This is a genomic window from Parapedobacter sp. SGR-10 (assembly GCF_011030405.1).
In the GTDB taxonomy this organism is placed as follows: domain Bacteria; phylum Bacteroidota; class Bacteroidia; order Sphingobacteriales; family Sphingobacteriaceae; genus Sphingobacterium.
Genome location: NZ_JAAJTJ010000008.1, coordinates 117,333 through 141,272 on the forward strand (window position 1 = coordinate 117,333; position 23,940 = coordinate 141,272).

Consider the following 23,940-nt stretch of genomic DNA (forward strand, 5'->3'; position numbering starts at 1 on the left):
AACTACCGCCTCGTTCTGATTCAAATTGTCGGAATTTGCTGTCGAGACTTTTTAATGTCCTATTTATATACCCAAAGATAATATTAAAAATATAATATTCCAAATTTGGAATAACAAAATTTGTGTTTTTAGCTTCATTTTGTTGAATGGCAGAACAATACATTGACAGGGAAGCGCTACAACTCATTAGGGACAGGCTTTGGCAGATTTGTAATGATAAACAAATAACGTTGGAGGATATACAAGACCGAACAGGCTTTAGTTATAGTCAAGTGTACAGAATTATTCGTGGTAAGAATAACATTTCCGTAAGCGGTTTATTAGCAGTATGTCGCGCTCTAGAGATTCAACCCTTTGAGGTATTTAATTTCAAACTCGAAATTCCCAAATATTTGCCTACCCGAAAAGAAAGAAAATAAACTCGCCGACCACTTCGGTATGTCTCCAAGGGATTTTTTACCGGAGAAGCCTATCGTTTAGCCTAGCCGTAGATGAATTATGCCAAGGCAGAATTTAACAAACAAAGGAAACATAATAACAATGGTAGGGGCAAAAAATATTTTGCCCTTAAATGATCATTTGCCCGTAACGATTGGGCGAAAGATGTTTGGGCGAAAGATGTTTCGCCCCTACGTATGTTAAACAAAAACATCCGCAGATACATCTGTACGGATCGGGGGATACCGACCTCGCCGCGTTGTACGGCGGAGGTGTGTTTTAATCGTCTTTTTCGTTGACATTGCGGTTTTCGTCGGTTTCGTAGAGACGCAAACCCCGAAGGGCTCATCGAAGATAAATCTTGCGTCTCTACATGGGGTGATATTTTGGGCATAGAATGCCCAGTACCATAAAAATCCTTCATTTTTTTGTGGTTTCATAATGACCTCCGATCCCGGCAACGCTTTAGAAGGCTACCAACCCTCCTATCCGGCCAGATGCCAGGCCATTGGTCTAATCAAGTTAATTCACGAATTGGTCGCCGAAATGCTGAAAATACGTATTATAATAAGGTTTAAAATTGTGATAATGCAGCATTTACCGACATAGAATAGCTTGCCGAACTATTCGGGGGCGGTAATTAGGTTTTTGAAAAATTGCTTTTTGCTCATAACTCGCTTTATAATGCGAGTCTTGCTGATGGGCGGGCCTTATTGATACATGTGGGCCTGCATGCCGTGTATGGAAAGTCTATATTCGTTTTGGAATGCCCAATGGTTAGATTTGATATATCCTACCTCATGATTTATAGAAACACCCCCAGCTTCATTTATATCCTCAACTTTATCTGCTTTCGCCTTCAATTCTGGAAGCGAAAGGTACTTTACTCTAACTGGCTTTCCCATAGTTACTCCATTGTGGACCACATATAAACCGTCTTCTGTTATTCCAGCCAGATCGGGAAATTGAATATGACTGACATCTAAACACACAATGACCCCACACTTATTACTACCGTACATAGCCCATTGGGAAATACTTTCTTCCAAAGTTTGCGTCCAACAACTGACGAAAAAATGTTTGGTGATTTCAGTTTTATAAATACCAACTTCATGTAAATCATCTAATTGGTCTAATCGTGTAAACCGGATAGTCCGGTTAGCTAAAATCAGCGCTAATGTTTCTATTGTGGTGTAATGGTAAAGTCTCATGTTCTAATCAGTTTGTTTTTCTCAAAGCTAAGCAATTGATTCTTTAAGAGCAATAGTTTAGCTAATTTTTTTAGCTTTTTAAAATATTTGTTATATTTGGGGTAGTAACTTGAAGTCATAGATTGTGACCTCAAGATTGCAATATATGATAAGGTTTTAAGGTATCGCATTTTGCGATACCTCAATAAAATTAAACATACTAATCAATACCATAGATTATGGCAAAGCAGACCCAAGATATCATTGTCCCTGACGGAGTATTGGCAGATAGGATATATATGCTACGACATGAAAATATCATGCTAGATAGGGATTTAGCTGAGTTATATGGTGTAGAGACACGTTCTCTCAAACAAGCTGTAAGGAGGAATATCGAGAAGTTTCCCGAGCACTTCATGTTTCAACTCACGGACGAAGAGGTTGATATCATGGTATCACAAAATGTGATACCTTCACGTCAACATCTTGGTGGCGCTTTGCCATATGCATTTACGGAACACGGCGTGCTTATGTTGTCTAACGTATTGAAGAGTGATCTGGCTACGAGGATGAGTATCAAGCTAATTGAGATATTTGTACAATTGCGAAGGAGCCTTAACTCCTATTCCGAACTAAGATTAGAAATTGAGCAAATAAAAAAGAAACTCAATAACCAAGATAAAAATATGGAAGTAGTTTTCCAATATCTTGATGAGCTGGCCGACAAGAAACAACAAGCAGACACTAAAAGGAAACGGATTGGATATGAAATTGGGGGGAAGAAATAAACTGGATAGTTGCTTATTTCGAGAAGTTCGGATGGAAAATAAAAGAAGTGTCTCTACAAAATGAGTTGAATAAACATCCCCAAATTGAGACTAAAACATATCCCACCAAAAAGAATACTAATGTTTATCGGAGGAGGTAATCTATAATACTGAAATAACATGATTGAAAAATACATCCAAGCTTTACGGGCAATTGAAAAGCCCACTATTGCTTCTAACCATGATTTACAGTCGTGGCAGGCAAAGGCAATTAATATTGTAACAAGAATTTATGGTGACAACAGCAAACAAGAGGAACAGATAAAAGAAATTAAGTTTAGAAGTTATGCCTCATTTGGAACCCATAATGGGGTATATGGCGGAGGTAATAACGGCAAGCTTTGCGAAAAACACGCCAACGAAATAATTCAAGGTTTTATGGCTGACCTCGAAACATTCGGAATTCCAAAACCAAAACAACGTGAAAATAATAATGCGATAAATATCTCTGTAAATCAAAGTCAGAACCAAACAGTCAACGTGAACATAATTTGGGGATCGATCAAAGATGAACTGACAGGTAAGCAACTCAAAGAGATCGAGGAAATAATTAATGATAGAAAAGACGAACCTGAATCCAAGAAGAAAAGAATATCTGATAAACTAAAAGGTTTTGGCGCTGATGTAGCATCAAATATTATAGCTGGACTTTTGACTAATCCAGCAATTTATGGTGTTTATTTATAGCATTCTAATTTCCAATAAGATGTTTTATGTTATTCTTGACTATTCTAAATTTTCCGCTGTTTTCTACTGAAAGTGAATCTGTATAACGCAAGTTGATCTGCATTTTATTCCCTACCCTATCTTGCCAATTCTGTAGAAATTTTCTTTCAACATCTACTGAATACTCAGTCTCATCTACTACAATATAAATATCAATACTTTCTAATGAGTTCTGAACCACCTGAAATTTGAGAATACCTTTGGTATCTTTCAACGTATTAGATACGTTTCCAAGGTTTATTTTTCCATTCTCGGGAGAAAAGACAAAGTCATCTATTCTGCCAAGTATTTCTCTCACCAATGGATTGTGATTACCACAGGTACAAGTTACGCTCTCATCTTCCAACACAATAGAGTCTCCGATATCGTACCGAACTAAAGGCGTCCCTTCTGTCGTGAAAGACGTGACAACCAGTCTGCCAGCTTGAGCTGGCATGTCGTGTTGATCCAACACTTCAAAAACACCACTCTGCAACTCGAGGTGTAGATTTCCCTTTCCGCATTCAAAGATAAACGGAGCTCCTTCAGAAGATGCATACTGGTTATACATCCTCGCTTTAAAGAAAGCCTCAATAACAGACCTCATATCTGCCGTAATGGTCTCTGCTGTAGGAAAAATAGCCTTAACTGTGTTTTCGGGATAGTTATAGTCATTTTCCAGCCCATATCTGGCAATTTCCAAAATCGTAGAAGGAAAACCGACCAGATATTCAGGTTGATACTTAATCAGATCTTCCACATAATATTTGAGATAATCATCCTTCACATGAAAAGTAGAATAATATCTTACCTTATGCAGATGATCCGTTTTCCAAAATCTTCTTTTCTTCACATCTTTTGCCGTGAGCAGTGCCTTACCACTGAACCAAGCTGTTTTCTTTCCCAATGCATATCCATATCGGGCTCTAAAATTATCCAACATCGCAAATCGCTCCTGCATATTTCGTTCTGTAAAATATATCTTTAGCGACTTTCCCGTAGTCCCGCCTGTTTTGGATACGATTTTTTTTTCATTGGGCTTTATGGTAACTACATCATTTATATTTTTCCTTAGCTCTTCTTTTGTGAGAACGGGAATCTGTGCAATATTCTCCAAATCGGCAAACGATTTCAGTTCCGACAATCTTTTCTTAAAGAAAGGTGATCTATCCTGTACAAATCCCATAAACGTCCTATACCTTTCAGCCTGCTTTCTTTTCAATTCGTCCAACGAAAGATTTTCATTGTTTTTAAACAATTCCAAATAGGATACGTAATACCGTCCATATCTTTTTTTGTACGCCAACAAGTTGAAAACAGAGATAAGAATCTCTTGCAAAAAGACAGGAAGGATACGGTATATCTTATCTTTCATTATCCAAATAATTGACTTCGAGTATATTGGTCATGATTTCATGGTGTGTCTCACATCGGAGAATATTTAGCAAAACATTCCTATGTTCCCTATTGAGGGCAAACTGAGGCAACACCCCTCTTGACTTTAAAAATCGGATATATTTATTAGGAGTGTTTAATATAGAAAGGTAATACTTCTTTTGGGTAGTCAGGTAACTAGTCCACCTATCCGAAAATAATTCATCATTCGTGATAATCTTATTTAATACTTCTATCCTATCAAAGAATATCTTTCTGTCCTCTTTTTCCATAATCCGCATATTAGGATCAGCCTCTCGCCCTTGAAAAAAAGGAATTAATTGAAAATCGATTTTACCATTATCGATAGACAATTTTAAGGTAAAGCCTTCTGTCCATAACCCTTTTTGATATTTCTTCTTATAATCAAAAAGAAAATTGCCCAAACTGTAGAAAATAGGTGTTCCGTTATACGTTTCATACCCACTGTAACAATGGCTGTGATGCCCAATAACCACATCAGCTCCTGCATCCGCATAAAACCTATACCTCTCCCGTTGCCGGGGGGTAGGCAATTGGTAATGTTCCCGTCCACCGTGACACACGATCAGCACCACATCTGCCTTATTTCTACACGCCTTGATATCATTAAAGTTGGCGATCAGATCAACGACATTGGCACCGGGAGCATTCTCGCCAAACCGGTTAAATTCATTTTCGGCAAAATTGAGAACTGCGATTTTTTTATTCCCCTTATGGAATATAAAAGGGCGTCTCGCCTGCTGTCTGTCCATACCTGCTCCTACCGTATGGATGTTTGCCTTTTTACAGACATTCAATGTCTCCTCTAGGCCCTCCCTGCCATAATCCATAATATGATTGTTCGCAAGAGTGACCAAGTTGACACCTAAATATGCCAGCGCATCTATGGCCTCTGGGTCTGCTTTGATATTCGGACCACTTTTGGCAATAGGAGAAGCAGAATTTACCAGAGGAGCTTCAAGATTGATTATCTTCAGGTCCGCGCCGGCCGTACACTGCGCCATACCATCAAATAGAACATCGTACTGCTTCCTTCGAATAGCTTCGTGATTTCTTCCTATAGGGCAAAAATCTCCACCTATAAAAATCTCAATATTATCTTCCATACCTATACCGTTGTTGTCTTTTGAATTGGATAGCTGCCAGCACAAAAATCAAGAAGGCAGGCATCAGCATATTTTTTTCCCGTATAATAATCCCCAGATTGCTCATCATCGGTGCAAAAGCAATCGCACCAATCATATAATAGAAAAAACTTCCTTTAATTAGGAAATTAGCTTTACGAATAAATCGTATAAATCTATTTTTTAAGAAAAATAACACCAAAAAGACCTGTATAAGGTTCTCGATAGAAGCTACGATGGCCAATACATTGTGTGCGTCAAAGAATAGGGGGCGGAACAAAAAAGTCAGCACTTGCAAAGGGTAAGGAAGTGCCGAAAGATCGATCCCCGATCCTGCAACAGACAGGGCTGCGGCCTTGCCCTCATGAAAGGACTCCAGATGCTCCGTAGAGAGTTGTTCTATCTTCGCAAAGGCCAGCACACTATTCAGCAATGGGAAAAACAAGGCCAGCATTGCTCCGCCCATCAATACTTTCTGGATGATATTGAACCGGGAACTGAAGACATAGGGCAGCGCAAAGCCTGCTACCATAAACAGCAGGACATGCGGGCGCAAAAAGTAGGCGATAGCCACAGCGACCAGCATACCCACAAAACGCTTGCCCAAGGCCAGCAACGAATACATAAACAGGGATACCGAAAAAAACAAAAGCGTGTCTTTTCCAATACCGACGGACCAGAAGTGCATATTGGGCAACAAAAAAACAAGGGGATAAACCGGGATACCATATACTTTAGCTCCCCGCAGCACCCGAAGATCCGGTATAAATGACTTAATCGTCGCCAATATCAGCACAAAGCCCCACATGCCCAAAAAGGAATAGAACAGCATACCCGTCAGAAAGGAAAGCCCAAATACGTTCGCAAAAAAATAATTGATTAGGTACATGATTTGTGTAGGTCGAGGATTCTCCTTAACCGCTGTCCATATTTGATCGTAACTGAATAATTTGGGTACCATCCAATACCCCTTTGCATCTCCACCATTAAACAAAATAGGTGTAGCCACAAAACATACCAACGTATGAACGACAAATATCAACGAAATGAGCTTCTTCTCTCCTCCATTAAAAGCATACAAATTCCTGACACGATATGCGCACACTATAAATATAAGAGAAAACAGGATATCCAGTATAATCATTTCCGAATGGCATTAGTCCGTCAATACGGATATTTTCGACCTGTAAGAGAGATGCTCCAGAGCATAGGCTCGCGTTCCTTTATACTTTTCCATCAGTTTCCTATAATCTAAAATACATATCTCCAACTTTTGGTATAGATCTGCTACGTCTGAGGCTGCAAAGTTAACCGATAGCTTATCATCTTTATTGATTTCATCCACGCTGTCAAACCTGCTGTTGACTACTATCCGATTTGATATCAGCGAATCTAAGTACTTCAGATGAATAATCAAATTGGAAAACGCATTGTACCTGTCCGGACACACCAGTACGTTGGCCAAGGATTGGTAGGTCGTCAGTAGGGCATAGGGCACCGAATCGATCATGATGACGGCATCCGAAAGTCCCTTTGTCTCGATAAGACCACAAACTTTCTTTTTCAACGGTCCATCGCCGATCAGGATAAGCCGAAGATGAGGATAGGTGCGGAGTAGCTGATGAAATACCTCTACTAAATCGTCTACACCCGAGGTTGGCTTATACCCTCCTGCAAACAGGAAGACAAAGCTGTCGGGCAGAAGCTGCATATCCTGCAACAGTTGATCCCTAAGCTGTTCATCTATCCCAAACCGTCCGGCATCGCCTGATAAAAGATTGGGCAGGACATAAGCCCTGGCTCTGCGGATATTGTATCTATCCTCAAAATACTTTCTCATCGCATCGCTGCTGTAGATAATGCCGTCGGCATATTCAAAGACCTTTCTGTCCAACCTTTCGGACAGCACATACTTGAAGTGATAAATTACCTTACGGACTATCGATGTGGTATTCTTTCGCAGATAATCAAATTCTATGGTAGACACACCATGAACGTCGTTAACATAATGATTGATGATTCCACTTCTTTTTAAAATATAACCAATAGAATTGTCCAAGTATTCGAAAAAGAATAGCTTACTATTATTTTGGTCAACATGTGTAAAAATATCATTACACCGGCTAAACAATTGAGGAAACAACCAAGTCATTATTGTAGACGGCAAAAAAGCCAATAAGCCTTGCAAAAGGGCTTTTCTCTTAAATCCAATATGCAATGTAATGTGCCGGATAGATGGATGAAACTGATCGTGATTTTTGGCATTCGATATCAGTACAACCTGCTTTCCGGATTCTGCCAAAGCATTCAGTACGCCATATATCCGTATAGCCCCACCTCCGACTTTATTAAAATCCCGCAATGTAAAAAATATATATTTCATTGAACATTTACTGTTTTATTAATTTTAGGTTGGCAAAGTTGATCCTACCGCCCCTTTTTATTTCATTTCTTCAAAGATATTTTCCTAAGCGCTTGGATGCATTTTTTTTCGAAAATAAAATAATAGATATACCCTGCTATTAAACAAATAGCCGAAACAAAAACTATATAAATTACATAGATTATTAAACTTTCTGTCTTCGGTAAGTAACGCTCAATAAAAGCATGTAAAGGTCCATGTACCAAATAAAGAGAATAAGAAGAGTTACCTATTAACATTAAAACATTGCCCTTATTTAATCTTATACTTTTATAAGTAATGGAGTAATAGATCAGGAAAAATGAGAACAATGAAAAAACCGAATTAATATAAAAGGAATACGGCAAGAAGTCATAATATTTACTCAAAATAAACCCAATCAGAAATAAGATGATTGCAACACCTACAATATTCTTGTTAAACAAAACATTATTGACAATCAACAAAGAAAGTATATAACCCAATATAAATTCAAGGTTATAATAAGAAAAAACTAATTGAAAAAAAGGTGCATCAAACTCAACACCAGTACTTTGGATACCTAGGATTGCTCCAACCCAAAAAAACAAAAAAAGATGCCAAAACTTTTTATTTACTATACATAGGGAATAAATTAAATAGAAAAACATTTCGAAACTCAATGTCCAAGCGACCGCAAGAGCAGGGCTGCCGTGCGGAAAAAGGGTAAAAGATGTAATCCAGCTTATATCACGAGGATTCTGTGACAATGATGGCAAAACCAAGTACAAAAAATAAAGCGTTATGCCTATTGGCAAATACGGCACGTAAATACGAATAATTCTGTTCTTTATAAACTTAACCGTATGATTATCAGATTTAGAAGAATTCGAATAATTGATAATGAAACCCGAAAGAATAAAGAAAAAATCAACTCCATACTTGCCTAAAGAAGCGAAAAAATCTAAAAAAGGATAATGGTTTCCTTGAAAATAGCTTAAAGAAGGAACGACATGATGGATCACAACCATCAAAGCTGCTACCCCACGATATACTTGGATAACATCAAGGTGTTTTTTCATCTATTACTTTTGGAAAATTTGTTCATACAATACTCGATATTCCTTCGCTCCTTCGTCCACAGAAAAACACTCTTCTGCCAAAGATCTACATTTTTTAGATATATCAGCACTCCTCATTCCTTTAAATATTTCCACAAAATCGTAATCTTCGAGATGGTTAAAAATCTTGAAAACCAAACTTCCTTTTTTTACAGACCCCACGTCTGCCCGTTCGTCAAAAGCAAAACCTCGGGTATCAAACAGGTAGGATAGCCCCTGTTCTTCCAGAAAAGGAAAATACTGGTAGCTTCGTAACCTACTGCTACCGGCATTGCGGGAATATTTGGTGAGGTAGAGGATTTTCATTTTCTGTCCTATATTAAGCCTTAGACCATTTGTCCGTCAAAAAACGTCGTAAATCCAACGCCATGATCCCTTCATACGTATTACCGGAAAATTCGTCCATGGTAATGACCATTTTGGGGTAATTGTCTTTGACCTTCCGAAGGTTGCCAAATTCCCGTTCTATTGTTTTTTCCCCGTTCAACGTGAGTGCCACTTGAATATAGACTTTCTCTCCGTTCTTTTCTGCCATGAAATCAATTTCACTATCGCCAGACACCCCTACATGGACCACATAATTATGGGCCAGCAAGTGGTTGTACACTACATTTTCCATGATTTTCCCTTTATCCTCCAGCCGATAGCCCCACAGCGCATTGCGGATACCGAGGTTCTCAAAATAATATTTTTCTCCAATCTCAAACAGACGCTTTCCTTCAATGTCATATCTTTTGACCTGATGGATCAAGAACGCATTGACCAAATGCTGAATATAGGTCTGCACTTGATTAGAGGCAATATTTACCTTCTGGGACTTGAGAAAGTCACTGATCTTTTTTGCGGAAAACAGGCTTCCGGTATTAGAAGCCAAGAAGAAAACCAATTGCTCCAAAAATGAAGTATTGCGTACGGAATACCGATTGATCACATCCCGAAAAACGATGGTCGAATAGATATTCTTGAGGTATTCAAAGGCTATTTCGTCCTCCAAGCTTAGATGCTTCAGATAAGGCAACCCACCGTACTTCAGGTATTTTTCCAGAGATTGTGCTGTCTCTTCCAATTGATGAAAAGCCAAAAACTCCGGATAAGTGAGGCTGTATACCCGAAATTCTACCGCACGTCCGCTGAGCTTTCCGGTAATATCTCCGGACAACAGGTCCGCATTGCTTCCGGTACAATAGAGATCCAGACCATGATCCAACAGGAGCGACCGCAACGCCGATTCGAAACCCGCTATTTCCTGAACTTCATCTATAAAAACATATGTTGTCCCCGATGTTGATTTATTTTCCAAAACGTAATCGTTCAGATCTACGGCAGTTTTGATAGATGCAAAGGATAAATCCTCTTTGTTTATATATATGATCGCGGCATCCTTGTCTCTCTCCCGGATCAGACGCATCAATTGAAAAAGAAGATAGCTTTTTCCTACACGACGCTGGCCGGTCAGTACCTTGATAACGCTTTTCCCCACAAAAGGTACTATACGGTCAAGATACAACGGACGGGGTATGCTGGGATGAATGTTCATATCCAATCTATAAATATGTTTAAAATTTTTGTAAAAATACAAAAAGTTTTAAATACAATTACAAGCTATCTGTTCTTCGAATAACCTGCAAATAACATTCTGCCGCTTTTTCTATTGAAAAGAAACCCAATGCCTTCTCCCGAATATCTTCCTTATCCATCTGTCTTATCTGCCTAATCCAATCTGTCACAGCCACTCGTTGCTCTTCTTGTTCCATACCGTGGTTAAAGATAAAACATTCCGGAAAACTTTTCAGTATCTCCTCGGTATCTCCGATTCCCGATGATGCGACGGTCGGCAGACCCATCAAGAGGTATTCTCCCAGTTTGATCGGAGCCACCCCTTGCATACTATACGTTGGCCGACGTAGTGCAAAAGCCGCATCGGCAGCGTTCAGGTAAAAGGAAATATGTTCGAATTTTACCGACTTGACAATGATGTAATCTTTTAAATAATCCGGTATACGATCTTCCGCAAATTGCACATTTCCCGTCAACACCAAAAATTTTGATGGCTGCATATTCAGCGTAAGGTCAAAAATCTGCAACATCTCCTCCCAGCAATATTGAGGACCGAGCGAACCGGCGTATACCCAGAGTAGCTCATCTCCCACATGCAATTCCTTGCGGGCAATCTCTCGTTCCGCGATATCCGGTATGAAACGTTGTGAATTCCGACCATTCGGCACTACCGCAAATTTATCCCGATACCGCTCTCCTATCGATGCCACATGTACATCAATAGCCTTCTGCGAACGGGTAATCACGGCATCGGCCTGCAACAACATTTTCCTTTCGATAGACTTCAGCCAATTGTATTGCACCCCTCTCTTTTTCAATCCGGCAAAATCTACCCGCTCCTCAATGGGCAAGCCATCCGCATCAAAGATAATCTTGAAGCTCTTATGTTTAATTTGATTGACCATAAAGGCCGGAAAGGTCGAGCGAGGCATTACGATGTCAACACCATGTTCGTTGATATACCGGGCTATTTTCTTGCTGCCCATGAATAGACTAAACATACTACCTATTGCAGCAATGGGCTTTTTGACGATCGGAACAGTACTGTATATTATACCCATATCCTTTGCAGCCTTTCTTACCTCCTCTATTTTTTTATCGCCCGCCCAGGTAAACTGCATCACGTGAAACGCTATAGTAGGATTGTGTTGCATCACCTCCTGAAATATCGGCATAAATAAGCCTTCCATATAGGAAGTCTGTGGACCATCCCAAGTGATAAAAAGAAACTTCATTTTTAAATCCGTGTTTTTTAACTGATTTTCCTTTGCTATAGCAACGACTTTATGTTATTATTTTTTGCCCAATGTCTTTTTGTCCGGCAACGGCATGTAGTATTTAGCAACTTTAATATTCTCGTTATATACAGCACGTGGTCTTTTCCGTAGCGTTCGACCAATTTAACAGACAACTTTTTGACGATCTCTCAACCAGATTCCGCATGTTTACTATACAAACACATTTTCCTTAATACGTTCCCCAATATTCCAGTTCAACACATACGCCTCAGCATGACCTCGGTCGCCAAATCGTGACACAGAATATAAATGATTTAGCAAACATCCATGGAACGTCGAGGTGTACATTTTTCAATTTCGTTCATCAGCAAGCTACTTCCTAATATATTAATAGACATGATGATGACATCATGAAGTATAAACAAGTCTTCCAGATAGGGAACTTGCAAACCGTCCGGTAATGGATGTAAGTTTTTTAGTCATTAATCAATTCTGATATAGTTTCATAAGTTCAGAGACATGCTTCTTCAAAGAAAAATTTTCCACTACGGTCTTATGTCCTGCTTCACCGATTTCTTTTCGCTTTTCTTTGGTCAATTTTATTATGGATTCTATTTTTTCAAACAAAGCATGTTCATCATTCGGGGGCACTAAAAATCCATTCACTCCGTCTTCGATTATTTCCGGCGCAGCCCCAACGGCTGTACTCAATGATAGAGTATTACTATACATGGACTCGACCAATGAATTTGAAAAACCTTCCGAAAACGAATTGAGTATAAACAAATCCGAATTTAACAGGTAAGGATATGGATCATTGATGAAACCAACAAATTCCACAGAATCCTCTAAGTCCAAATCATAGACCATTTTCTTTAAGCTATTCTCTGAGCTGCCGGTACCTGCAATAATAAGTTTAACTTTGCATTTTGTTTCTTTCTTCAATCCGCTCAATACATTTAAAACTCCTTCAATATTTTTGACAGGTTCGAGACGGGAAACCATCAATATATCAAAAGTATCCTTAATTTTATTAACGGATACTTTTGAAAAATCATAATTGAATACACCAAAATTGTAGACAACTGTTGTTTTTTGCGGAGACAGATTGAACTGCTTTGTAATGTACCTGACGACGGCTTCTGACTCCCCCACTGTATAGTCAGCATACCTGAATATAAAACCAAAGATTGCCTTTGCCTTGCGGGAATGATTGGGGATACCGATTTCTTCCACGATTATTTTAGGTACACCAGCTAATTTTCCGGCCAAAAAGCCGAAAAAATTGGCTTCTGCTCCGGACGTATGTAAAACATCCGGTTTTTCTTTCCTAAGAAAACGATAGAGATTAAAGATAGTCCGTAGTGACGGTATAGCTACCGGCAGATGGAGCGCTATTGCACGGGCATCACTCTTCTTGATTCTTTCTTCGGCATTTCCCCCTTTTCCAAGGGCAACATACAGCCACTCGTTTTTGTCCTTCCACTTAGAAAGATTAACCATTTTGGATTCTATACCTCCAAAATCCAAAAAAGTAGAAAGTCGACATATCTTCATAAAGAATCGATAATTTCAATTTCCGTTTTTGAAAACCACGATTTCACTTCCTCAACAGCTAAATCCAATCCTTTTGCCGATTGAAGGTCCTTTGTATTAAAGAATCCTTTTCTAGAAGCTCCACCGAAATGGACTAATATATGGTCATGATTTTTCACAACTTTTATTTTGCAATTTTCCTTCTCTAAAATTTCTGCTTGAAATCTAGTTAATCCCCACCACCATTCAAATTCTTCATCAAGCTTATATTTTCGGTATAATTCAGTATCTACCAAAAAACAATATCCATCCGCACGTATCGGCTTATTAATACACATACCATACGCGGTAGCACCAAACTCATGTATTCCAATCAATTTGTTCAACCAATTTGAATCTTTTATCTCAACATCAGAATTTAGCAAGAGAGTATATTTACTATCATCCGAAATATTTTTAAAAGCCTCATTATTTCCAGGTGAAAATAATATGTTTTTTGGCAAAAACACAAGCTTAGAAATCCACTTTTTAGACAAAGCGTATGTATTAATTATTTTTGTAAAAAGCCTAGAACCATTATCTAAGACAATTATTTCATAATTATCATAACTAGTAAGCTGTAAAGACTTGAGAGTCTTATATACATATTTAGGTGCATTGTAAGTTAATATTAAAATACTAACTTTAGGAGACCGATTTGTTACCGTCATTTTGTATAAATTGATTTTTCCATAAATTAATATTCTCAAGAGGAATCCTTATTTGAGTCGGGAGGTCTTCCGTAACCAACTTCATCAGACCAATTTTCAAATCCTTTCTTTCTATAACATTCAGATTAAAGTCTTTCTTTTTTTCGATAGCTCGATTATCAATGCCTACAATAATTGTTCTTCTGTTTTTCTGTAGCGCTCTAATTCCTCCATGCAGTCTCGTTCCAATATAATCACAATGAGTAAATTCAAGAAACTCTGTATACGCATGCAGTGTAGGAGGAACAATTTTTATACGATCAATTTCGACGTTTAGTTCATTTAAATAGTTTAGATCTCCCCTGCCTTGCACCCAAAAATATACATTCGTATAATGCTCTAACAAAAAATTTATTAAAAACAGGTCAAGTTCGATATTCTTAGAATAATCCGTCAAAGTAAAGACTACTGTATCTGATTTTGTCTTAGGAATTTTATCACAATATTGTGGAGTAAAATTCCACATAGTTGGACATGAGGTATTAATAATATTAGAGAAGCCTATATTTCTTAATTTACTCTCTGTATAACTATCTCTAACTGAATGTAACATATTTCTATTTAAAAGATTTTTTAAGAGCAGTCTTGTTACTATATTAGGTCGTGTCTGATAATCTCTCCACCCCACCCCTAATAGAATGATCTTTTGCTTTATAAATAAACTTTGAAATAATGTTATTTTCCATTGCCTGTACTTATTCATGGCAGAAGATAAAATATTGGAACCACCGACAATACCAAATTGAGAATTCCTTATAAGTGAAAGCCCCGATAACCCAATAATCTCATGTGTCGGGATTTTAACAAATAACTTATCTTTAAATACCTCATGCAATTGGGAATAGACTGCATCCATTATAATTTCGTCTCCAATATTTTGAGTTACAATCGAAGTATCTAAAACCGATATACTCTTTACGAATGTCATTACTGTTTTTTTTTATTTTCTACTAAATTTAAATATAGATTTTCTATCTTCTTTACATACCCTTTTTCTGTGAACTCTTGCTTCGCTCGTTCATAACCAGCAATTCCCATTTTATTTCTTAACTCTAAGCTATTGGATAGAACTTCTATTTTCTCCTTAATCTCGGGTACGTTCAAGGCTTTAACGAGGAAACCGGTTTCTCCATCTTTTACAATAAATTTCATCCCTCCAACCCTAGTTGCAATAACAGGCAATTTGTTAAGCATAGCTTCTGCCAACACTAAACCAAAGGCCTCTCTCGCCGACACTAACGCAAAGATATCCATTAATTTATAATATAAGGTAACATCTGATTGGTATCCCACAAAAATCACTTTATCACTTATGTTTAACTCTCTTGACAACTCTTCATAACTATCTTTGAGAGGACCATCACCAACCAACAAAAGTTTTATATTAATTTTGTCTATAGCAATGAGGGCAAAAGCATTGATTAGATCTGAAAATCTTTTATGCTCATCATGTAACATACGTCCTACAGACCCTATTACTAAATCATTTTTTTTAATCCCCAACCTTGCTTTGACTTCACTAAGTTCAACCCTAGAGACATCTCTAGGGAATGCGACTCCATTATTAACACCTATAACTTTAGATGATGGAAGTTTAAGTTCCCTTTTTAAATAGTCCTCGACTACACTTTGTGACACCCCAACAACTTTATCTGATATTTTTGCGAAAATCTTCATAAGCAAGTTAGCTTTCTTAGATCGATTCTGCGGGTCAGAGGTTTCTTCAATAATAATTATAGGAACTTTTTTTATCCAACCATTAATTGCAGCCATACTCACGCCTTCAAATACAGCTCCGTGAATAATATCTGGTTTATATTTATCAATTATTTTTTGAACTTTTCTATGCTGTGACCAATGGAATGGAGATTTCAACTCACCTATTTCGAAAACCTCTACTCCTTCAGCTCGTATTTCCTCAATTAAGTTTCCCCTCTTTGAAGTACAAATTATTTTTTGCTCAAATCTCTCTTTAGGGAGGAATCTTCCTAAAGAAAGACGGCGACGCTCAACGCCTCCGAAAGAAATACTATGTTGAACATGAAGTATTTTTATTTTATTATTCATAATCGTACTAGTTTGGTATTCTTTTTATAAAAAGGGATTTTAACAAAATAACCAATGGCTTCTTAAAAATGTATACAAAAAGCATATAGATGGAAAAATATAAAAGTACTTTAGCAGCCAACAGCAATGTCAAATAACCCTCAACCTTAACTAATTGGCTGTTAAGATAAAGAAAAAAAGCAGGAACAATGGAGATTCCAAGACTATACAAGACGTCTTTAATATTTCTCCAGAATTTCTCTCCTAACAATCTCGAAACAATAGAACTATATATAACATAAGAAATCAAAGGAAATACAGGGATGGTAACTAAAAGATAGTTGATATCATCCTTACGTATCAATGCAAGAACAATTAAAAAAAATAACGTAAATTTGAGAATAATCTCCACTTTCAGGATTCGTTTAGAATCACTGATTATTTTAATAATAGCCAAATTCCAATTTACCAAAACATTCAGTATTCCCGCAAGACTCAACACTTGTAAATAAATTGATGCTGCTCGCCATTTCTCAGAAAATAAAACTATAAAAATCTCTTCCGCATTGAATATTAAAAAAATAAAAATTGGAAACAAAGTAATCATTATCAATTCTTGACACTTGTAAAAGTACATAACAAATTTCTTACGACTTTCCTGAATTTCTGCAAAAATTGGGAACAATACTTTAATCATTGCCCCATAGACATTTGTCATCGGAACTTGTCTTAAAGTTAAGGACTGTGTGTAATAGCCAACCGAAGAAGAGTTATAAAACTTTCCTATTAGAATTTGATAAACATTTGCGGTAATATTATTCATTAACTCGATAAGGGTCATTCTATAGCCATATCCAAAATGTTTATTAAATATCTTCATATGAAAATCTACGGTAGGATTCCATTTCCCAAAAATCCAATGAAACAATGCCCAAAAAAAACTTTGTAGCAAATACATGAAAACTAAACTCCAGACTCCATAACCACTATATGCCATATAAATAGCAATGATCGAACTTATGACAATTGAAGGCAATTTCATTAATGCTTGTTTTTTAAATTGTAGGTTTTTAACCAAGTAGACAGATTGAACCTGAACAAATGCCTGAATTATGACAGTTACCCCATAAACCCTAATTAAATTAGTTATTATTTCCTTGTCATAAAAGGTCGCTATGAAAGGTGCCACAAAAAAAAGAATAATATATAGCAAAATACTAAAACAAATATTAGACACAAATAACGTAGAATAGTCTTGTGGCTTAGGGGATTTTGTTCGCATTATGGAGGAGGTTATACCTGAATCCATTATAGTATTACTTAATGTAATGAAAATAAAAATCATCCCTAATAAGCCATAATCTTCGGGAAACAATTTCCTCGCCAACACAATATTTACAAAGAAATTTATAAATTGTCCACCAAACATTTCGAAAAATGTCCAGATTACACCCGAAAATGCTTGTTGCTTTAGCGACATTATTAAATAAACTTATTACCTTAATTTTTCATATTCATTTATACCCCCTTCTACTCTCTTTAAGTCTAAGATTCTGTACGTAAGAAACTAAGAATAACATAATCAAATTATTCATGCATATATAAAAGTCTTCACAGTTATTATTACATGGAAACATACAATCATTATTTTAAAATTTCACTAAAAAAACACTGTTTCAGTTATCAAAATCGTATTCATCTTATCTTCCTATACTATAAATCATAAACCCCTGTTCCTTTAACTGTTGTACATTCAGCAACCCTCTCCCATCAAACAAAAAAGCGGGTTTATACATCTTGTCATAAATTCGTTGCCAATAGTATGCGGTAAACTCATCCCATTCCGTCAATACCGCCACGGCATGGGCCCGGTCACAAGCCTCATACGGATCCTGCACGACCTTCACCAAGCGGCGGTTTTCTTCCGGTGAACGGGTCTCTAAATCATCCAAATCCTTATAAATCTGTTCGGCGGTTACCTTTGGATCATATACGGTCACAAAAGCCTCCTCATCCAATAAATGATCTGCCACATAAATCGCTGCCGACTCGCGGGTATCGTTCGTGTCCTTCTTAAATGCCCAACCCAATAGGGTGATATTTTTACCGTTCACCGTATTATACAAAGTCTTGATGATCTTATCGGCAAAACGCTCTTTCTGATGATCATTCATCCGGATCACTTGCTCCCAATAATCGGCCACGGCATACAGATTGTACGATCGTGCAATATACACTAAATTCAGGATATCTTTCTGAAAGCAGGATCCGCCAAAACCAACGGAAGCTTTTAAGAATTTTGGCCCAATGCGGCTGTCCATACCGATCGCTTTAGCCACTTCGCCCACATCTGCTCCCGTGGCTTCGCACAGCTCCGATATGGCATTGATGGACGAGACCCGTTGTGCCAGAAAAGCATTGGCCACCAATTTAGATAATTCCGACGACCAGAGGCTTGTCGTGATAATTTTTTCGGTTGGTACCCAAGCACTATAAATATCAACCAATGCCCGTATAGCCTCTTCATTTTCACCACCGATCAATACCCTGTCCGGGTTTTGTAAGTCCTGGACAGCCGTCCCCTCTGCCAGAAACTCGGGATTGGACAGTACATGAAAGTTGACACCGTTGCCCGTATGGTCAAGAATGCTCTTCAGTGCCTCGGCGGTACGTACCGGTAGCGTTGATTTTTCGACAACAATTTTTTCGGATTTAGCGATAGCGGCGATCTGACGGGCGCACAACTCGATATATTTTAAGTCGGCAGCCTGCCCTTTTCCCTTCCCGTATGTTTTTGTCGGGGTATTGACGGAGATGAAGATCATGTCGGCCTCGTCAATGGCTTTTTCGATATCCGTGGAGAAGAAAAGATTCCGACCACGGGCTTCTGCCACAACCTGATCCAATCCCGGCTCATAAACAGGTAATTTTTGCAGATCAAGATCGTTCCAGGCTGCAATTCGGTCACGATTTAAATCAACAACCGTTACTTGAATATGCGGATTTTTTTGAGCTATTACGGACATCGTAGGCCCTCCTACGTAGCCCGCCCCTATACATACTATTTTCTTCACATTCATATTGTTATGCCCATTAGTAGATTTCGTTTAAAAGTTTATTGTTTCAATGCTCAACTGTTTAATATTTAATCGTAAACCCAAAATCGTAATTCGTAATTCCTACAAAGCCTCCCACTCTCCCCGTCACCAAGCCTCCCGCCTGCAACAACATGACGCTTAAACTAAAAATCATCCCATCTCTCCCCCCCCCAAGTCCCCTCCTCTCCCAGTCACCCTTTCCCCCTCTCAGCCTCTCACCCCACATCTCGTCACCCCGCAACCCGTTTCAGATACTCCCCATACCCGCTCTTGCACAAGGGCTCCGCAATGTCCAACAACTGCCTTCTGTCGATATACCCCATTCGATAGGCCACCTCTTCGATCGCTCCGATCTTCATCCCCTGCCGCTCTTCGATGACCTGTACAAATTGTCCTGCCTGCATAAGGGAGCCAAACGTGCCTGTATCCAGCCAGGCCGTCCCCCGATCAAATATACCGACTTTAAGCCTACCTTTTGCGAGGTACTCCCTGTTGATATCTGTAATCTCGTATTCGCCCCGTGCAGAAGGCTGTATGTGCTTTGCGATCTGTACGACCTCATTATCGTAGAAGTACAATCCCGGCACGGCATAATTGGATTTTGGATATTCCGGCTTCTCTTCAATGGATACCACCCGGCTGTCTGCATCAAACTCGACTACGCCATAGCGTTCGGGATCCTGTACGGGATAGGCAAATACCATCCCTCCGTCCGGATCAGCACAGGACTGCAACAGACGGGACATGCCGCTGCCATAAAAAATATTGTCCCCCAGCACAAGGGCAACTTTATCACTACCTATAAACTCCTCGCCGATGACAAAAGCCTGTGCCAACCCATTGGGTTCGGCCTGCTCGGCGTACTCAAAGTGGCAACCGATACGGCCTCCATCGCCCAGCAGCTTTCTGAAATGGGGCAGATCGTACGGTGTCGAGATGATCAGGATCTCCCGTATCCCCGCCAGCATCAAGGTGGACAAGGGGTAGTAGATCATCGGCTTGTCGTAGATCGGCATCAATTGTTTTGACACGGCCAATGTCAGCGGATGTAATCGTGTTCCGGAGCCTCCGGCAAGAATTATTCCTTTCATTTATTGTTTTTTTGTCCTTTTGTTTTTTTGCGAATCAGCGCATTTGCGAATCCGCCTACTTGCGTTTGACAATATTTTGCGTTTCAATCCACCTCGCACCCCGCATCCGCCAGTAGTCGGACAAGCTCCCGCACCTCGCATCCCGATCTCACTATTTAACTGCCTCAGCAAAAGCAGGAAGCACTTGATCTTTGTCCGATATGATCAGTTCATCGTGGGATATTTGCCAATCTATACTCAAGTCGATATCATCAAAACGTACTCCCCATTCCGCATCTTTATGGTAAAAGTTATCACATTTATAGAAAAAAGTAGCCGTTTCTGACAGCACAACAAAGCCATGAAGAAAACCGCGAGGTACAAAGAGTTGTCGATTATTCTCAGCAGAAAGCTCTACCGCCACGTGTTGACCGTACGTAGGTGAATCTCGGCGTGCATCGACAGCCACGTCTATAACACGACCTTGTAAGACCCGTACAAGTTTAGCCTGAGCAAATTCGCCAGCCTGCGCATGAAGGCCACGTAAGACTCCTCTGCTTGAAAAAGACTGGTTGTCCTGCACAAAGTGGGTTCGAGTTCCTGTTAGTTCATTAAACAGCTTCTCATTAAAACTTTCGAAGAAATGTCCGCGATTGTCACCAAACACTGTTGGTTCTATAATAACACATCCTTCCAGGTTTGTTTGAATAGCCTTCATATTATCCCTGATACTGTTTTTCGTAATATTGTTGATAATCACCAGAAGTAACGTTGTCTAGCCACTCTTGATTAGTAAGATACCAATCTATGGTAATAGACAAACCTTCTTCAAAAGTTACAGAAGGTTCATATCCCAATTCTTGGTTTATTTTTGTTGCATCGATTGCATAGCGCAGATCATGCCCGGGACGATCTTTGACAAAGGTAATGAGTTTTGCAGCTGTGCCTGCTGGACGGTCAAGCTTCTCATCCATCTGCTTACACAATTCTTTTACGAGGTCAATATTCTGCCATTCATTAAATCCGCCCACATTATACGCTTCCCCATCTTTGCCTTTATGAAACACTAAATCAATCGCTCTAGCATGGTCGATGACATAGAGCCAATCCCGTGTGTATTTCCCATTACCATAAATAGGAAGTGGTTTATTGTTTAAAATATTGTGAATACATAATGGAATTAACTTTTCAGGAAAATGATTTGGTCCATAGTTGTTCGAGCAATTCGTAATTACAACAGGCAGCCCATAGGTATCATAATAAGCCCGAACAAAGTGATCGGACGAGGCCTTCGATGCGGAATACGGGGAATGCGGGTCGTATGATGTCGTCTCTGTAAAAAGACCAGTCTCCCCTAGGGTGCCATACACTTCGTCGGTAGAAACATGGTGGAAACGTTTACCTGCGAAACCCTGAGCCGAGCCAGTAGCATCACTCCATATTTCTTTTGCGGCATTTAATAAATTCACCGTTCCGATAACATTCGTCATCACAAAAGCGGTAGGATCTGTAATCGAGCGATCTACATGTGATTCTGCTGCTAAATGAATAACACCGTCTGGTTGATATTCCTGAAATATAGAACGAATTTGTTTTGCATCGGTGATGTCAGCTTTGATGAAGATGTAATTTGGTTTATCTTCAATATCCCGCAAGTTTTCTAAATTACCCGCATAAGTCAACGCATCCAGGTTGATGATTGTATAGTCTGGGTATTTGTTGACAAACTCCCGAACCACATGCGAACCAATAAACCCGGCACCGCCGGTAATCAGAATTTTTTTCATTGTTTTTTATTGTATTTATGTTATTCTGTACTTTTGTTATTCTGCTGTTTTGTGTTTTTGTGCTTATGCTATTTTGCCTTTTTGTGTTTTTGCTGTTTGCGAAAGACCGAAAAAACGATTAGCGAAAAAACCTTCACACCGTATTTTGTTATTCTACCTTTTTGTCCTTTCGTGTTTTTGTTATTTTGTGTTTTCGTGTTTTGCTATTTGCGAAAAAAAGATTAGCAAACAACCTTCCTACAACCTATTATCACTTCCTTGCAAAATCCCTTTCACATCGTACACCACACCATTCTCTTTCTTTAGCGCATCCAGATCCAGCTCCAAGAATTCTTTGTGGGCTACGCCGAGGACGATGGCATCGTATTTTTTGGTTTTTTTGTTTTTTTGTTCTTCGGGGTTTTTGGTGCCGTTGACTTTGGCTTCGGAAAGATCCACGCAGCAGTCGATGCCGTACTCGTGCTTCACTTCGGCTGGGTTGGCCCATGGGTCGTAGATGGATACTTTGACTCCGTAATCTTCCAAGGCACGGATCACGTCCACAATCTTGGTATTACGCACATCGGGGCAGTTTTCCTTGAAGGTAATGCCCAGCATCAATACTTCGGCTTCACAGACATTGATTCCCTTCCTGATCATACATTTCACCACCTGCGAGGCGACGTATTCACCCATGGAATCGTTGAGCCGGCGTCCGGCCAGGATAATCTCGGGATGATAGCCGTGCTCCTGCGCTTTCTGCGCCAGATAGTAAGGATCTACACCTATGCAATGACCGCCGACCAGACCCGGTTTGAATGGAAGGAAGTTCCACTTCGTACCTGCGGCCTCCAATACGGCATGCGTGTCTATACCCAAGATATTGAATATCTTCGCCAGCTCGTTGACAAAGGCAATGTTGATGTCCCGCTGCGAGTTTTCGATGACCTTGGCCGCTTCGGCGACTTTGATAGTCGGTGCAAGGTGCGTTCCGGCAGTGATGACCGATTTATATACGGCATCAACATGTTTCCCGATTTCCGGCGTGGATCCCGAGGTGACTTTCAATATCTTCTCTACGGTATGCTCTTTGTCCCCCGGGTTGATGCGCTCGGGGGAATAGCCGGCGAAGAAATCTTCGTTGAACTTCAGTCCGGATATTTTCTCCAATACAGGGATACATTCTTCTTCGGTTACACCCGGGTAGACAGTCGATTCGTACACCACGATGTCTCCTTTTTTCAATACCCTGCCCACAGTTTCGGAGGCCTTGTACAAAGGTGTAAGGTCCGGACGGTTGTGCTTGTCTACCGGTGTAGGTACTGTGACGACGTAAAAGTTGGCATCAGCGATGTCGGAGAGTTGGTTGGAACAGAATAGGCCGATTAATTGTTTTTCCGTGTTTTCGTTTTTTTGTGTTTCTGTATTTTTGTTTTTTTGTGTTTCTGTAAAGGGATTTTCACTGACCAAAACGGCCTGCAGGATGTCGTCTTCGACTTCAAGGGTACTGTCGTGACCTGCGCGGAGTTCATCTATACGTTTTTGATTGATATCAAAGCCTACGGTGGGGTATTTTGTCGCAAATAGTCTTGCTAATGGAAGCCCAACGTAGCCGAGGCCGATGACCGCTATTTTTTTCTCGGTGCTCATATAATGTGTTTTTGTTTTTTCGTTCTTTT

General features: G+C 39.3%; 22 protein-coding genes. 3 read left to right on the plus strand and 19 right to left on the minus strand.

From position 1 onward, the window contains the following. The first annotated feature begins 146 nt into the window (after positions 1–146). Positions 147–419 carry a helix-turn-helix domain-containing protein gene (locus tag G5B00_RS08400; protein ID WP_163873386.1) on the plus strand — a complete coding sequence of 91 codons (273 nt, stop codon included), beginning with the start codon at positions 147–149 and terminating at the stop codon, positions 417–419. A 729-nt stretch (positions 420–1,148) separates the two neighbouring features. Here the strand turns inward: G5B00_RS08400 and G5B00_RS08405 are convergent. Further along, a complete protein-coding gene (locus G5B00_RS08405; protein ID WP_163873389.1) occupies positions 1,149–1,649 on the minus strand; it encodes a DUF2971 domain-containing protein in 501 nt (166 codons plus the stop codon). Between the two features lie 218 nt (positions 1,650–1,867). Here G5B00_RS08405 and G5B00_RS08410 point away from each other — a divergent pair, with 218 nt between their 5' ends. Next, entirely contained in the window at positions 1,868–2,416 is a 549-nt protein-coding gene (locus G5B00_RS08410; protein WP_163873392.1) for an ORF6N domain-containing protein, read from the plus strand. Between the two features lie 159 nt (positions 2,417–2,575). Further along, the gene (locus G5B00_RS08415) at positions 2,576–3,142 is read left to right on the plus strand and encodes a hypothetical protein (protein ID WP_163873395.1); all 567 of its coding nucleotides are present in this window, start codon (positions 2,576–2,578) and stop codon (positions 3,140–3,142) included. 4 nt (positions 3,143–3,146) lie between these two features. On the opposite strand, the gene G5B00_RS08420 is transcribed toward G5B00_RS08415, so the two are convergent. The 18 genes from G5B00_RS08420 to G5B00_RS08505 all read right to left on the minus strand — a co-directional run bounded on the left by G5B00_RS08420 (position 3,147) and on the right by G5B00_RS08505 (position 23,911). Further along, positions 3,147–4,535: a phenylacetate--CoA ligase family protein gene (locus G5B00_RS08420; protein ID WP_163873398.1), complete on the minus strand. Its 1,389-nt coding sequence runs from the start codon at positions 4,533–4,535 to the stop codon at positions 3,147–3,149. After that, positions 4,525–5,682 (minus strand): CapA family protein, encoded by a 1,158-nt coding sequence (locus G5B00_RS08425; RefSeq protein ID WP_163873402.1) that lies wholly within the window; start codon positions 5,680–5,682, stop codon positions 4,525–4,527. The genes G5B00_RS08420 and G5B00_RS08425 overlap by 11 nt, the downstream gene beginning before the upstream one ends. Beyond that, entirely contained in the window at positions 5,672–6,844 is a 1,173-nt protein-coding gene (locus G5B00_RS08430) for a hypothetical protein (protein WP_163873405.1), read from the minus strand. Before G5B00_RS08430 ends, G5B00_RS08425 begins: the two co-directional genes overlap by 11 nt. Before the next feature lie 12 nt (positions 6,845–6,856). Next, complete coding sequence (locus tag G5B00_RS08435) at positions 6,857–8,083, minus strand: glycosyltransferase family 4 protein (protein WP_163873408.1); 1,227 nt, start codon at positions 8,081–8,083, stop codon at positions 6,857–6,859. A 62-nt stretch (positions 8,084–8,145) separates the two neighbouring features. Continuing rightward, positions 8,146–9,162, minus strand: coding sequence for an acyltransferase family protein (locus G5B00_RS08440; protein ID WP_163873411.1), 1,017 nt, complete (start codon positions 9,160–9,162; stop codon positions 8,146–8,148). Positions 9,163–9,165: 3 nt separating this feature from the next. Further along, the gene (locus G5B00_RS08445) at positions 9,166–9,507 is read right to left on the minus strand and encodes a hypothetical protein (RefSeq protein WP_163873156.1); all 342 of its coding nucleotides are present in this window, start codon (positions 9,505–9,507) and stop codon (positions 9,166–9,168) included. Positions 9,508–9,520: 13 nt separating this feature from the next. Then, positions 9,521–10,738 carry an ATP-binding protein gene (locus G5B00_RS08450; RefSeq protein ID WP_163873415.1) on the minus strand — a complete coding sequence of 406 codons (1,218 nt, stop codon included), beginning with the start codon at positions 10,736–10,738 and terminating at the stop codon, positions 9,521–9,523. Positions 10,739–10,796: 58 nt separating this feature from the next. Continuing rightward, the gene (locus G5B00_RS08455) at positions 10,797–11,993 is read right to left on the minus strand and encodes a glycosyltransferase family 4 protein (protein WP_163873419.1); all 1,197 of its coding nucleotides are present in this window, start codon (positions 11,991–11,993) and stop codon (positions 10,797–10,799) included. Positions 11,994–12,482: 489 nt separating this feature from the next. Beyond that, entirely contained in the window at positions 12,483–13,553 is a 1,071-nt protein-coding gene (locus G5B00_RS08460; protein ID WP_205966366.1) for a glycosyltransferase family 4 protein, read from the minus strand. Further along, positions 13,550–14,242: a glycosyltransferase family 2 protein gene (locus tag G5B00_RS08465; protein WP_163873426.1), complete on the minus strand. Its 693-nt coding sequence runs from the start codon at positions 14,240–14,242 to the stop codon at positions 13,550–13,552. The genes G5B00_RS08460 and G5B00_RS08465 overlap by 4 nt, the downstream gene beginning before the upstream one ends. Further along, complete coding sequence (locus G5B00_RS08470; protein ID WP_163873430.1) at positions 14,217–15,209, minus strand: polysaccharide pyruvyl transferase family protein; 993 nt, start codon at positions 15,207–15,209, stop codon at positions 14,217–14,219. The genes G5B00_RS08465 and G5B00_RS08470 overlap by 26 nt, the downstream gene beginning before the upstream one ends. Continuing rightward, positions 15,209–16,348 (minus strand): glycosyltransferase, encoded by a 1,140-nt coding sequence (locus G5B00_RS08475; RefSeq protein ID WP_163873433.1) that lies wholly within the window; start codon positions 16,346–16,348, stop codon positions 15,209–15,211. Before G5B00_RS08475 ends, G5B00_RS08470 begins: the two co-directional genes overlap by 1 nt. Before the next feature lie 7 nt (positions 16,349–16,355). Then, on the minus strand, positions 16,356–17,807 hold the full coding sequence (locus G5B00_RS08480; protein WP_163873437.1) for a lipopolysaccharide biosynthesis protein: 1,452 nt from the start codon (positions 17,805–17,807) through the stop codon (positions 16,356–16,358). Between the two features lie 220 nt (positions 17,808–18,027). Further along, on the minus strand, positions 18,028–19,407 hold the full coding sequence (locus G5B00_RS08485) for a nucleotide sugar dehydrogenase (RefSeq protein ID WP_163873441.1): 1,380 nt from the start codon (positions 19,405–19,407) through the stop codon (positions 18,028–18,030). A 248-nt stretch (positions 19,408–19,655) separates the two neighbouring features. Beyond that, entirely contained in the window at positions 19,656–20,516 is an 861-nt protein-coding gene (rfbA, locus tag G5B00_RS08490; protein ID WP_163873445.1) for a glucose-1-phosphate thymidylyltransferase RfbA, read from the minus strand. A gap of 151 nt (positions 20,517–20,667) precedes the next feature. After that, complete coding sequence (gene rfbC, locus G5B00_RS08495; RefSeq protein ID WP_163873449.1) at positions 20,668–21,213, minus strand: dTDP-4-dehydrorhamnose 3,5-epimerase; 546 nt, start codon at positions 21,211–21,213, stop codon at positions 20,668–20,670. 1 nt (position 21,214) lies between these two features. Next, positions 21,215–22,282 carry a dTDP-glucose 4,6-dehydratase gene (gene rfbB / locus G5B00_RS08500; protein ID WP_163873452.1) on the minus strand — a complete coding sequence of 356 codons (1,068 nt, stop codon included), beginning with the start codon at positions 22,280–22,282 and terminating at the stop codon, positions 21,215–21,217. 237 nt (positions 22,283–22,519) lie between these two features. Further along, on the minus strand, positions 22,520–23,911 hold the full coding sequence (locus G5B00_RS08505; protein ID WP_163873456.1) for a nucleotide sugar dehydrogenase: 1,392 nt from the start codon (positions 23,909–23,911) through the stop codon (positions 22,520–22,522). Between the last annotated feature and the right edge of the window lie 29 nt (positions 23,912–23,940).

Bases quoted from the DNA above. Each gene is read 5' to 3' on its own strand.
- G5B00_RS08430 (WP_163873405.1), bottom strand. From the start codon at position 6,844: ATGATTATACTGGATATCCTGTTTTCTCTTATATTTATAGTGTGCGCA.
- rfbC (WP_163873449.1), bottom strand. From the start codon at position 21,213: ATGAAGGCTATTCAAACAAACCTGGAAGGATGTGTTATTATAGAACCA.
- G5B00_RS08440 (WP_163873411.1), bottom strand. From the start codon at position 9,162: ATGAAAAAACACCTTGATGTTATCCAAGTATATCGTGGGGTAGCAGCT.
- G5B00_RS08505 (WP_163873456.1), bottom strand. From the start codon at position 23,911: ATGAGCACCGAGAAAAAAATAGCGGTCATCGGCCTCGGCTACGTTGGG.
- G5B00_RS08460 (WP_205966366.1), bottom strand. From the start codon at position 13,553: ATGAAGATATGTCGACTTTCTACTTTTTTGGATTTTGGAGGTATAGAA.
- G5B00_RS08425 (WP_163873402.1), bottom strand. From the start codon at position 5,682: ATGGAAGATAATATTGAGATTTTTATAGGTGGAGATTTTTGCCCTATA.
- G5B00_RS08465 (WP_163873426.1), bottom strand. From the start codon at position 14,242: ATGACGGTAACAAATCGGTCTCCTAAAGTTAGTATTTTAATATTAACT.
- rfbB (WP_163873452.1), bottom strand. From the start codon at position 22,282: ATGAAAAAAATTCTGATTACCGGCGGTGCCGGGTTTATTGGTTCGCAT.
- G5B00_RS08420 (WP_163873398.1), bottom strand. From the start codon at position 4,535: ATGAAAGATAAGATATACCGTATCCTTCCTGTCTTTTTGCAAGAGATT.
- G5B00_RS08415 (WP_163873395.1), top strand. From the start codon at position 2,576: ATGATTGAAAAATACATCCAAGCTTTACGGGCAATTGAAAAGCCCACT.
- G5B00_RS08410 (WP_163873392.1), top strand. From the start codon at position 1,868: ATGGCAAAGCAGACCCAAGATATCATTGTCCCTGACGGAGTATTGGCA.
- G5B00_RS08485 (WP_163873441.1), bottom strand. From the start codon at position 19,407: ATGAATGTGAAGAAAATAGTATGTATAGGGGCGGGCTACGTAGGAGGG.
- G5B00_RS08470 (WP_163873430.1), bottom strand. From the start codon at position 15,209: ATGACATTCGTAAAGAGTATATCGGTTTTAGATACTTCGATTGTAACT.
- G5B00_RS08455 (WP_163873419.1), bottom strand. From the start codon at position 11,993: ATGAAGTTTCTTTTTATCACTTGGGATGGTCCACAGACTTCCTATATG.
- rfbA (WP_163873445.1), bottom strand. From the start codon at position 20,516: ATGAAAGGAATAATTCTTGCCGGAGGCTCCGGAACACGATTACATCCG.
- G5B00_RS08405 (WP_163873389.1), bottom strand. From the start codon at position 1,649: ATGAGACTTTACCATTACACCACAATAGAAACATTAGCGCTGATTTTA.
- G5B00_RS08480 (WP_163873437.1), bottom strand. From the start codon at position 17,807: ATGTCGCTAAAGCAACAAGCATTTTCGGGTGTAATCTGGACATTTTTC.
- G5B00_RS08445 (WP_163873156.1), bottom strand. From the start codon at position 9,507: ATGAAAATCCTCTACCTCACCAAATATTCCCGCAATGCCGGTAGCAGT.
- G5B00_RS08450 (WP_163873415.1), bottom strand. From the start codon at position 10,738: ATGAACATTCATCCCAGCATACCCCGTCCGTTGTATCTTGACCGTATA.
- G5B00_RS08475 (WP_163873433.1), bottom strand. From the start codon at position 16,348: ATGAATAATAAAATAAAAATACTTCATGTTCAACATAGTATTTCTTTC.
- G5B00_RS08435 (WP_163873408.1), bottom strand. From the start codon at position 8,083: ATGAAATATATATTTTTTACATTGCGGGATTTTAATAAAGTCGGAGGT.
- G5B00_RS08400 (WP_163873386.1), top strand. From the start codon at position 147: ATGGCAGAACAATACATTGACAGGGAAGCGCTACAACTCATTAGGGAC.